We start from the raw sequence: 10,570 nt of genomic DNA, 5'->3' as shown, positions 1-10,570 counted from the left end.
GCTTGAACTCTTCAGTATGCTTGATCATCTCGTCGATCTCCTGCTGCGAGCTTAAAACGCTCAGGTGACCGGCGCAAAACCGTTACAAGTCCATGGTTCGTTCCGTCAGGTTCGAGTGTTGCAACCCAAACCTATCCGGAAATCACGGTGACCACCTCAACCCTCAGCCACACCACGCACTGGGACACCATCAGAGGTAGCCTCGTTACTCACTCATATTGCGATGTTGACTGTCTTGATTTCAGTGTGCCCCTCGACTCCAAGGCTCCCGCCTTCGCGACCGATACCAGACTGATTGTAGCCCCCGAAAGGCAAGCCTTCATTTCCAGCGCCGCGCGCTCCGTTTACGCTGATGGAACCGGCCCGAATGCTGCGCGCCATCCGGTGAACCACGGAAACGTCGCGCGTCCAGAGATAGGCGGCCAGTCCGTAATCAGAGGCGTTCGCCAGCTTGATCACTTCATCAAGGCCGCCATCGTCATCGAACGCCGACACACATAAGACTGGCCCGAAAATTTCCTCCTGCATGGCGCTTGCATCCACCTTGAGGCCACCCAGAACCATGGCGGGGTGGAAGTATCCCCTGCCGACGGTATCGCCACCTTCAGCGACGATTTCGGCGCCCGCCTTGCGCGCGCCATCGACATAGGCTTCCACCCGAGCGAGTTGCGCTGCGGAGATGAGTGGTCCCATATCCGTTCCAACCTCCAAGGGATCCCCGATCCTGACGGACTTGGCGACCCGCGCCATTTCAGCAACGACACGATCGTAAATCTTGCGATGAGCGAACACGCGAGTACCTGCCGCACAAAACTGGCCTGACTTGAAGAATATTCCGGCTACAGTTGCCCGCGCCGCCGCTTCCACATCGGCGTCGGGGAAAATGATGATCGGCGATTTCCCACCCAATTCTAGTGTCACTCGCTTCAGGCGGTCAGCACTGGCGGCCAAGATTGATTTGCCCACGCGGGTGGAGCCGGTGAACGAAATCTTATTTACGTCGCGATGGTTTACTAGTGCCTGTCCCACGTCAGCGCCGAAACCCGTAACGATGTTGATAACGCCGTCAGGAAAACCGACCTCCATGGCCAGCTCACCCAGGCGCAGTGCTGTGAAGGGCGTCAGTTCCGACGGCTTGAGGACGATCGTACAGCCGGCGGCGACCGCCGGTGCTATCTTTCCGACAGCCATGATTAAAGGCGCGTTCCAGGGTGTTATCGCGCCGACCACGCCGACCGGTTCTCGCATCGAATAGGAAAAGAGTTCGCCATGTGTTGGTGCAAGGGGCACCATCCCGCCGATCTTGTTTGTCCAGCCGGCATTGTACCGAAGGCGTTCGGCGGCCACTCTAACGTCAAATTGACGGTTGGATTCGAATGGGTTTCCGCCGTTGAGACTTTCCAACGTCGCCAGTTCGTCGGAATGTCCATCAATGGCGTCCGCCAGCTTCCATATCAATCTGGCGCGTTCTCCTGCCGTCATCCTGGGCCAGGGGCCATCCTCGAATGCTCTGCGCGCCGCTATGACCGCAGCATCAACGTCCACATCCCGTGCGATCGAGACTTCCCCAATAACATCGGTCGTCGCGGGATTAATGACGTCAGCAAGTTCATCCGACGCGCCGCTGACCCATTTCCCGGCAATCAACAACCGGCCCGGGCGAGACAGGATACCCCTCGCGAGATGATCAAGATTCTTGTCAATCGTTGTAGTAGTCACATCAGATCCTCATGGCGGGCTGGGTTACGCATGGAGATCGAGCGCCCGTTCGCGCCCCGGTGAGACACTTTTGGCGAGCCTCGGACATTTTTACACCATGCCCTTTGTCAGGAACCTGCTGTCCGAACGCTAATTCCCATCGCGGAATTTCTCGTTTAATCGTGTCGCTCATAGCGGGCGGTAATCCCCGCATCACTTTAGCTGCTTCAATCGGATCACAGACCGTATGCCTTCCTCGCCCCTTAAAGACCTTCACAGCCGCCCCGGCTTCCTTATTCGCCGCGCGCATCAAATATCCATGTCAGTTTTTCTTGAAGAAACGGCGGGCCTGAACGTTACACCTACCCAAGCTGGCTTGATCCACTTGATCGACAACTTCCCGCAAATCGACCAGGCGTCGGCGGCATTCATGCTGGGCGTCGACAGATCGACGGGCGCAATGGTTATCCGGTCGCTTGAGAAGGCAGGCTATGTCGTCCGTACCGTTGGCACGGACCGGCGTCGGCGATGCCTTGAGTTGAGCGAGGCTGGCAAGGTATTGGCCACAGCACTGCGCAAGCCGGCGGCGCAGGCGGGGACTCGACTGATGGAACCCCTTACAAAGAATGAACAGGCGCAGTTGTTGCGGCTGCTTAGAAAGCTGACCGGCGCATTCAACGAATCCGCGCGAGTGTCGGCCATCACTGATCCTTCTGATGTCGAAAAACTGTTCTAGCGCAGCCTGATCGAGACTGAACCGGCCTGGGAAGCTCGTCCTACTCATGATGGCTCTTGACCTGTCGCCTTGGACCAATCGGCCAGTGCCTCATCCATAGAGCCCAGCCTGTCGTTCCCCCACCAGAAGCCATCGCGAAAGGTCGTGGTCGGCACACCGAATATGCCCGCCAGATGAGCATTCCGGGTCGATCGCTCGTAGCACTCTAGCGCGGTCGGGCTGTCACTGAAATCCAGGAATTCAGCTTGATCCCAGCCCATGGTTTCCGCGACTCGTGACAGACGGTCATCTGATGCCATCTCCGCACCCTGTCCCCAGATCGCGTCCCACACGACATCGACGTAACGCCCCGCAACATGGCGGTCGCTCGCGAAGACAAAACCGGCGTTAGCGCGCCCAGAGCTATAGCCGCTTGGCGGCTTGAGTGGGACTCCATACCCTTCGGCCCAGAAGGCGAGGTCTGCCCGCGCCCAACGGTGCTTCAGAGGCATTTCACGCGTGGTCGGCCCGCTGTTTCCCGCCAGATTCTTGATTTGTGCGAGACCCACGATCTGCTAGTCCAAATCCAGACCGTAATTGACGCAAAATTCCAGCAGCCGCTTATGCGCGAGATAGCTGTAGGGCCTGACAAAATCGAAATAGAATTTCAGTCCCTCCCGCGCTTCGTCCGTCATGGCCGCTCCGCAACGTACTGTTGAGCGAGCTCGGCCCAAGCGCGGCCAGATTGGCGGGCGCCTTCAAGAAAGGGCTCCGGCACGATGTGATACGGTGGCCTGATCGGGCCAGCCTTAACCCAGCCCGCAGCATCCATCCGGGCCTTCTCCAAACCGATGTTGTACTTTGAGAATTCGGAAAAGAGACCATGCGGGAAGAGTGTCCGTAATGTCGCTGCGATTTCCTCGGTCACATGTTTGGCGACCGCCCAGTCCCCATTGCGCTTTGCGCGTTCGACCTCATCGCGCAGCCGCGTCGCCACTGTCGGCCCGCATACGGCACCGCTCGACCAGAATGCAGTGCAACTATCCGGGTCAATGCGCGACGCAGCGAAATAGTTCACATCGTTCACCATGAGTCTGATCCGCCCTTTGACCAGCCTAAGGTCGGCGACGAGATTGGCGATGCCCAGATATTTCGAGCAGACGACTTGCGGGATTTCCGCCACTTGACCCCAGAACGGGCGTGGAAAGTCGAACTTAAATGCCTCGGGATTGGCATAGATCGAGATCGCGAGTGCGGGAACCGCCTCGGCAACATCGCGGTAGAATTGCACCGCAGTTGGCGTGTCAACCTGACACCACATGGGCACGCCGAGCATGACACCATCGACGCCAATATCGAGCGCTGCCTTCATTTCTCGCACCGTCTGGCGCGTGCTCAGACTTGTGGCACCACCAAAAAACGGCACCCTGCCTCCGATGGCGTCAACCACCACTGTCATGAAGGCCTTTTTCTCCTCCCAATCGAGCGTGGCACCTTCGCCGAAGGTGCCCAGACTGAAAATGCCGTCCACACCCGCCCGGACCAAACCGTCGGCAGCGCGCGCGGCCTCATCGAGATCGACGGTGTCGGTCGCACACCAATCGCTCGCATTCGCCTTGGCCGGGGTCGGCAGGATTGCCCACGCTCCCTTGATATCGGCCACCGCTAATCGCTCTCGCCTCGCCATGAATTGACCTCCCGATTTTCTTCGCAAAAAGAATCTTACTTACCATTATGAATTATAATTCATCGCCACCGCACACGGTTGCTAAACCGCGCACGCCTAATCCGCCATCTGTATTTATTATCGTCCCAGTTATGGGAGAACTGTTCTCATTTGATGCTAGCAGCACATAAGGCGCGCAATTCTGTTCGGGAGTCGAACACAACCGCAAAGGTGTACTGCTGACCACTCTCTCCGAAAACCCGAAGCTGTCCTTCAATGACCGGCCGGATGAGCCGTCGGCATGCAATCCGGACAGGCCAGTTTGCATCGCGCCGGGCGCTACCCCGTTGACCCTGATTTTCGGTGCAAGCTCATGAGCGAGTTGCCTGATAACACCCACAAGAGCATGCTTCGAAGCGGTATAGAGTGGGCCGCCTCCGCCCGCGTAAAATCCAGCGTTCGAAACAGTAAAGATAATATTACCGCGCGTTTTCAACAATTCTGGCACCGCGGCGCGGGCACCCAACAGACCGCCCTTGACGTTAATCGCGAACAATTCATCGAACGCCGAAGATATTTCTTCGCCAGGAAACGAAATCAGAGACTTGAAGAAGTCAAAAACCCCCGCATTCGCAATAAAGGTATCGATCTTGCCGAAGCGGTCGACTGCGCGGGCTACTGCCTTCAGGTTGTCTTCATAGCGCGTGACATCGCCCATAACGATTTCGACTTCCTTGCCGAATTCGCCTTTGAGCGTTGCTGCGTTGTCTTCGGAACGCTCCAGAACTGTAACACGGGCGCCTTCGCGAAGGAACCGTTCCACTAAGGCACTGCCCAGCCCAGACCCACCCCCAGTAATTAGCGCGACCCTGTCGTCCAGCCAGTTCATGCGGCTTCCAGGAATAGCGATTTCCACATCAAATCTAGCCCTTGTCCCCGTTGCGAAATTTTCACTGCAATTCGTTTGGAATCACAGAAAAAACAGCAGGTTGCGGCCGCTGATAACGCGCTGGTCATAGTCAATAACTCGTCGAAGCAGGCGCAGATTCCCGTCCGGGCAGCGACAGAGGATATCGTCACGCCCATAGACGTAAGTGTCTTCCTCATACAGGCGCCGGTTGCGGATAACGATACAATTGGAATAGACTTGCAAACCTTCATCACATTCAAATACCTCGACATTTGACACGATATGGCGAAGGCGCTCGGGAGGATCGATACGCCATTGCATGCCGGATTCGATTTGCCGAACGCGCGCATCCAGCATGGCATAGTCTTCGTCATAGATTTCCACGTTGTCGGGGCCTGACACAGCGCGATCCTTGCGCAACCGGAGCTGTCGGCTGAACACGTGATAGTGAACCTTTTCGGAAACCATGGTTTCCAGCCACTCGCGTTGCCGATCCGTATCGAGCAGGCGACTTTCGCGGTAGAGGAAAGCTTCTACTTCATCGCGCAATGAACCCACACCTGGAGCCGGGCTTGGTTGTGTTTGGCCGAGAGCATTTTTCATCTGCTTCCTCCTTTTCGATAGTCTCTGACAATCACTTCCGTCGTTCGACCGACTGAGATTGCAGCGTCAGTGACAAGAGCTCGTCACTCCATACGGAGTCACCGGCTCTGATCTCGTCCCAGCTTCCGGCCAAAAGCATTTCTCGGTAAAAGCGATAGAAGCCGCGATACGCGGTTTCTCCCATCGCGCAGTCTCCGACTACTCCAGGCATGCCGGGAACCTGTCGGTCGTCACCCTTCGACATCTGGCTGATCACGCGACCTTGCCGTGTCACAAAACCGCGGCTGAGTTGGGTGATCGATTCCATATTGTCGCTGTCGTCTGCCTCCAGCATGCCGGCCGAACCAAACAGGCGGTTCATGCTGGTGGCGATCCGCGACTTCATGTCTTCAGGCATTTCCTTTTCAACGATTGTCCAGGTCAATACTTCAATGGACCCGGGTCCTCGCGGCTGCCACAGCTTGAAGGTATTGGTTCCCCACAGGAATGAATTGTTGGGAAAGATGGTTGAATTGATGTGGCACCCGTAAAAGCGCGTGCGCAATGACCCAAGCTTCCTTTCGATCCTTTCCCGGTTTTGCGCCTGCCAAGCAAGAATGTCCGGCGCGACAGCACCCAGCATGCCTGGCCCACCGTCAAAACCTACGCACAGCCCGTGCCCGTGGCGCGTGGTAATCTGCAACCCGGTATCTCCATCGGGAAGTGATCTGTTGCCGAGTCGGTGCGGCTTTGCGCCCAATGCCTTCAATGCTGCGCCATGCGTCCAGCCGACATGATAGGTATCCCCGACGAAATTTTCGCTTGGAACCTTCCAGTTACAATTCAATATGGAGCGACTTGGGGGCCCGATCAGTTCCGCGCCCCCGGCCGCATCCATCCACACATCCAGATACCAGCCCATCTCGCCCAGATATTCCTTCAGGCTGGGCGCCGTAGAATCAAAGCAGCCATAAACGAATCCGTGATAACTCTCGACCAGCGGCACTACCCGCAATCCATGCGTGGACTTGTCGAGGCGTCCCTTGTAAAGTTCTTTTTCCAGCGGAACGGCTCGCAATGAACCGTCAATCCCATACCCCCAGCCATGATAGGGGCAGACAAAGATATTCGCGTTGCCAGCCTCGGCTGCACAGACCTGCGCGCCGCGGTGTCGACATGCGTTGAGAAAAGCCTTCACGCTGCCATCCCGCTGACGAACCACGATGACTTCGTCCTCGCCCATCATCGTGCGGACATAGTCACCGATGTTCGGTATCTGGCCTTCGTGTGTGAGAAACAACCAAGACCGCGCAAAGATGCGCTCCATCTCCAGATCATATATTCCCTGATCGTGGAATATCGCGCTCTTTTGCGTACCACCGTCCTTGTCGATCAAATCACAAATGTCCGTCATGACCCATCCTTACTGACCCAAGAAATATCGATATGGCCCCATGCCCCAGCGCCCGAAGTCCGCTTCTTCGCATGCCAACTGTGCTAGAACTTCCGGCTGATCGCCACGCCGTATGTTCTGGGCGATGCAGCCGCACCAGTATCACCATTGGCCCCGATGCTCACAAAAATGTAGCGCTTCTTGTCGAAAATGTTCTTACCAAACAAGCGAATGCGCCATGTCTCATCGACCGATGTCAGTGAGATCTCGCCATTCACCACATCGAATGACGGCTCACTCACACGATTTTGGGCATCCCAGAAAAACCCGTCATTATGAGCCCAGGTTGCAGTCAGGCCCAAGTTACCGAGCACACCAACCGGCACACTGTAGTCGACGCTGATGCTTGATGCAAATTTGGGCGCCTGTACGGCGGCATTACCCGAGGCATCGCCAAAGGATGAGGAATTTCCACCACCCGGAGCGGGATTATAGAAGAGCGCCGAAGGAAAGCTCGAATATTTTGCGTCGAGCACCGAGAAGTTCGCCCTAAACTGAAGACTTCCGATCGATACGGGCGCGATATAAATAATCTCGCCGTCCACGCCCCTAAACTTCCCTGCGGCGGCGTTGAGCAGAATCGGAGATCCAGTAGCGCCAATGGAGGTAACCTGAATATTCTTGTAGTTATATTTGAAAGCGGAGACGTTGAGACGAAGGCGTTTGTCGAAGAGATCGGCTTTCAGGCCCACCTCATAGGCATCCACCGTTTCGGGTTGGACCGCTGGAGCTGTAGGCGTCGTCGTACTGAACACGCCACTCTTGAAGCCGCGGCTTGCAGAAAAATATGCAAAAATGCCGCTTCCGAGTTCCTGGTCAATTACCCCGCGCCATGTCAGTCTTTCAAAATGTCTGTTCGTGACGCTGGCCGGGAGCGTGGCTGTAGAGCTTAGCAAGACACCCGGTCCCGGTGGCGTCGGGAACCCTGCCTGCGACGTAATCGTGCCATCGATTTTCCGCTCGTCGCGGGTATATCGAAGGCCTGCAGTAATTCGGGTGGAAGGTGTGATGCTGTATGTTCCCTGAGCGAATGCCGCAAAGGAATTCGTCTTCATCTCATCGTCAATAATGAGGTTATTTGTCGCACGTACTGTACTGGCAAACGTGATGGGATGATATCCTGCGGCGGAGTGATAGTAAAATAACCCAACGGTGTAGTCCAAATTCGATAACGAGCCAGTCAGAAGCAGCTCCTGCTGAAATGTATTGGCAACCTGGGTGTCCCTTATATCAAACACCTTGAGCGGTGTTCCGTCAGCGTCGAGATTCGATTCGACATTGTAATGCCGATAGGCGGTTATCGATCGAAGAGTGGCCGAGCCGAAATCATGGGAAAGGTTCAGACTGAAGCCATACTGTTCCTTGCGACCCCTTGGCGGCACTTCGCCGGCATTATCGTAAATGGAACCGACCGCCAGCAATCCTCCTGTCGAAATCGCACCTGGAAGCGGTTGCCTCGAACTGCCTATGTCGCTCTCGCCATGGCTATAGTCAGCTGAGAAAATCGCGGTGGTGTTCGTGCCCAGGTCCACGGCCAGCTTGGAACGCAGTGCAAATTCACGATTGAAGTTCGCATCGGTGCCAAGATTCAGGTTCCGGCCCCAGCCGTCGCCCTGATGGGTTCCGTAAACGGCGACATCTGCGGCTACGCCCGGGGCTAGGCCGCCTGTTACATACGCACTGCCAAACACCGTATTGTAGTTTCCGTATCCGACTTCCGCGTTCATGCCGAAAGTCTCGGACGGGTCCTTCGTGATAACGTTTATGAGCCCGCCAACGGTGTTGCGGCCAAACAGGGTCCCCTGCGGCCCGCGCAGGACCTCTACCCGCTCCACATTGTTGAGCGCAAAGACATTGGCCGTGGCCACCGGATTGAGAATGCCGTCAACATAGACCGCTGTCGCACCCTCATCGCCGGGCGTAATGTTAACGGTGCCGATTCCGCGCAGAAAGGGCACGACCGCACTACGAACCGAATTGAGCTGCAGCCCGGGTGTGACGATGGCAAGCGCCTGAGTATCAGTAATGCCCGCCTTCACCAGATTCTCGCCAGTAACCGCAGTTATGGAGATCGGAACCCGCTGGAGATTTTCCGAACGACGCTGCGCCGTGACGACAATGTCTTCGAGATGATCGGATTTCGCGGCCTCTTCAACCTGATCCTGTCCTTGCGAAGCGCTCGCCTGTGCCATCGCGGGCATCGACACCGCTGACAACAGGATCACCGAACTCATTCTGAAGAAGACTTGCATACTCCCCTCCCTATTTTGTCCAAAATTCGGCGCATTGTGCTTCGCATCGGCGCAGAATGAATGGCGCCAGTCCCGCAGCGCACCATGCCTCTCAGCTTCATCCCGAACGGGCAAAAATGATGAGACGTCGTGCTATCTGGTTCGGGGCATACTATTCGCTTTTGGGTAAGGCAATAGCCATTCTGAAATTTGGGTAGCCACGTCATGGCCCGCCACACCCGTGGCTGGCAAAAATATGGGCACCTCCAAAAGCCTCTCGCCAGTCGGGGCGTAGTTTGATTCAATCGGGCTCTTCGAGGAGGTTCGGATGCGTCAGGAGGGATTGTTCGGCTTATCGGATCACCTGAAGCGGCTGTCGGCCCACGGCGATCCGCTCGAGGAGCTGAGCAGGATCGTCGACTTCGACCGGCAGCTCAAAGATCGGGCTACCTCGCCATGGGCGGGCAGATCGTCGATGCGACGCTGGTGGCCGCGTCCAAGCAGCGCAACACCGAACCGGAGAAGTCCGCGATCAAGGAGCAAGACTGCCGCCGAAATCTGGCCCGACGAACCCGCCCGTGCGGCGCAGAAGGACACAGATGCGCGCTAGACGCTGAAGTTCGGCAAGGGCCGCCCAGCGGCGAACGGCAAGCCGCAGATCGACATCGCCATCCCCAGCTTCGGCTACAAAAGATGGTGTATCGCGGCGGCTGCATTTCGATGGCGAGCGAGCTTGCAGCCCCTTCACATGCGATAGCTGAATCGGGGGCACCTCAGACCTCGGGCATCGAGGGAAGGAGTGACGGCGATGACGCATTTTGTAGGTCTGGATGTCTCGGTGAAGGAGACGTCGGTGTGTGCGGTGGACACGGTCGGTCAGGTCATTTGTGAGCGCAAGGTGCCTAGCGAGCCCGATGACATTGCCGTTTTGCTAACATCGATCGGCGAGGAAGCATCTGGATCGGAATTGAGGCCGGGCCCTTGTCTCAGTGGTTGATGACTACGCTGGTCGCAGAGGGGTTGCCGAAGGTGTGCGTGGAGACGCGGCACATGAAGGCGTTGCTCAAGGATCAACAGATCAACAAATCCGACCGCAACGACGCGCGCGGCATGCCCAGATGATGCGCGTCGGCCTGTTCAAGCCGGTTCATGTCAAAACGCTGGCCGCTCTGGAACAGCGGATGCTACTGACGAGCCGCAGGCTCATCCAGCGCAAGTTGCTAGATGCCGTAATGGGCCGGCGTATCAAGAGTAGCCAAATTGGGTGGCTGTCCCTCAGAATGATGGTGTTGAAACGGGGTCCGAGTGATCGGCC

Annotated in this window: 11 protein-coding genes and 1 pseudogene; 4 read left to right on the top strand and 8 right to left on the bottom strand. The window is 56.7% G+C overall.

From position 1 onward, the window contains the following. Positions 1 to 213: 213 nt before the first annotated feature. Positions 214 to 1,719, bottom strand: a complete 1,506-nt coding sequence (locus tag GGQ88_RS20545; protein ID WP_221214808.1) for an aldehyde dehydrogenase family protein — start codon at positions 1,717 to 1,719, stop codon at positions 214 to 216. A 298-nt stretch (positions 1,720 to 2,017) separates the two neighbouring features. Here GGQ88_RS20545 and GGQ88_RS20540 point away from each other — a divergent pair, with 298 nt between their 5' ends. Next, a complete protein-coding gene (locus tag GGQ88_RS20540; RefSeq protein ID WP_183615294.1) occupies positions 2,018 to 2,434 on the top strand; it encodes a MarR family winged helix-turn-helix transcriptional regulator in 417 nt (138 codons plus the stop codon). A gap of 44 nt (positions 2,435 to 2,478) precedes the next feature. Here the strand turns inward: GGQ88_RS20540 and GGQ88_RS20535 are convergent, their stop codons facing one another. The 7 genes from GGQ88_RS20535 to GGQ88_RS20505 all read right to left on the bottom strand — a co-directional run bounded on the left by GGQ88_RS20535 (position 2,479) and on the right by GGQ88_RS20505 (position 9,852). Next, positions 2,479 to 2,982: a DsbA family protein gene (locus tag GGQ88_RS20535; RefSeq protein ID WP_183615293.1), complete on the bottom strand. Its 504-nt coding sequence runs from the start codon at positions 2,980 to 2,982 to the stop codon at positions 2,479 to 2,481. 122 nt (positions 2,983 to 3,104) lie between these two features. Beyond that, a complete protein-coding gene (locus GGQ88_RS20530; RefSeq protein WP_343057312.1) occupies positions 3,105 to 4,076 on the bottom strand; it encodes a dihydrodipicolinate synthase family protein in 972 nt (323 codons plus the stop codon). Between the two features lie 76 nt (positions 4,077 to 4,152). Further along, positions 4,153 to 4,968, bottom strand: a complete 816-nt coding sequence (gene hcaB, locus GGQ88_RS20525) for a 3-(cis-5,6-dihydroxycyclohexa-1,3-dien-1-yl)propanoate dehydrogenase (protein WP_183615291.1) — start codon at positions 4,966 to 4,968, stop codon at positions 4,153 to 4,155. An 81-nt stretch (positions 4,969 to 5,049) separates the two neighbouring features. After that, the gene (locus tag GGQ88_RS20520; RefSeq protein ID WP_183615290.1) at positions 5,050 to 5,592 is read right to left on the bottom strand and encodes an aromatic-ring-hydroxylating dioxygenase subunit beta; all 543 of its coding nucleotides are present in this window, start codon (positions 5,590 to 5,592) and stop codon (positions 5,050 to 5,052) included. Positions 5,593 to 5,623: 31 nt separating this feature from the next. Then, complete coding sequence (locus GGQ88_RS20515) at positions 5,624 to 6,985, bottom strand: aromatic ring-hydroxylating dioxygenase subunit alpha (protein ID WP_183615289.1); 1,362 nt, start codon at positions 6,983 to 6,985, stop codon at positions 5,624 to 5,626. Positions 6,986 to 7,068: 83 nt separating this feature from the next. Next, on the bottom strand, positions 7,069 to 9,276 hold the full coding sequence (locus tag GGQ88_RS20510; protein ID WP_183615288.1) for a TonB-dependent receptor: 2,208 nt from the start codon (positions 9,274 to 9,276) through the stop codon (positions 7,069 to 7,071). 339 nt (positions 9,277 to 9,615) lie between these two features. Further along, a complete protein-coding gene (locus GGQ88_RS20505) occupies positions 9,616 to 9,852 on the bottom strand; it encodes a hypothetical protein (protein WP_183615287.1) in 237 nt (78 codons plus the stop codon). A gap of 211 nt (positions 9,853 to 10,063) precedes the next feature. Between GGQ88_RS20505 and GGQ88_RS21860 the strand changes: the two genes are divergently transcribed. From GGQ88_RS21860 to GGQ88_RS21850, 3 genes and pseudogenes are all read left to right on the top strand, one after another. Continuing rightward, positions 10,064 to 10,252, top strand: coding sequence for a hypothetical protein (locus GGQ88_RS21860; RefSeq protein ID WP_183615286.1), 189 nt, complete (start codon positions 10,064 to 10,066; stop codon positions 10,250 to 10,252). Next, entirely contained in the window at positions 10,252 to 10,377 is a 126-nt protein-coding gene (locus GGQ88_RS21855) for a hypothetical protein (RefSeq protein ID WP_425490476.1), read from the top strand. Before GGQ88_RS21860 ends, GGQ88_RS21855 begins: the two co-directional genes overlap by 1 nt. Continuing rightward, a pseudogene (locus GGQ88_RS21850) lies at positions 10,374 to 10,570 on the top strand (hypothetical protein); the annotation flags it as partial. The gene GGQ88_RS21855 and the pseudogene GGQ88_RS21850, both read left to right, overlap by 4 nt.

Source organism: Novosphingobium hassiacum (genome assembly GCF_014196055.1).
GTDB lineage: Bacteria > Pseudomonadota > Alphaproteobacteria > Sphingomonadales > Sphingomonadaceae > Novosphingobium > Novosphingobium hassiacum.
This window is presented reverse-complemented; position numbering and strand designations above follow the sequence as displayed.

Excerpts from the sequence above, each read along its gene's own strand:
- GGQ88_RS21855 (WP_425490476.1), top strand. The coding sequence starts at position 10,252 with ATGACTACGCTGGTCGCAGAGGGGTTGCCGAAGGTGTGCGTGGAGACG.
- GGQ88_RS20510 (WP_183615288.1), bottom strand. The coding sequence starts at position 9,276 with ATGCAAGTCTTCTTCAGAATGAGTTCGGTGATCCTGTTGTCAGCGGTG.
- GGQ88_RS21860 (WP_183615286.1), top strand. The coding sequence starts at position 10,064 with ATGACGCATTTTGTAGGTCTGGATGTCTCGGTGAAGGAGACGTCGGTG.
- GGQ88_RS20540 (WP_183615294.1), top strand. The coding sequence starts at position 2,018 with ATGTCAGTTTTTCTTGAAGAAACGGCGGGCCTGAACGTTACACCTACC.
- hcaB (WP_183615291.1), bottom strand. The coding sequence starts at position 4,968 with ATGAACTGGCTGGACGACAGGGTCGCGCTAATTACTGGGGGTGGGTCT.
- GGQ88_RS20520 (WP_183615290.1), bottom strand. The coding sequence starts at position 5,592 with ATGAAAAATGCTCTCGGCCAAACACAACCAAGCCCGGCTCCAGGTGTG.
- GGQ88_RS20515 (WP_183615289.1), bottom strand. The coding sequence starts at position 6,985 with ATGACGGACATTTGTGATTTGATCGACAAGGACGGTGGTACGCAAAAG.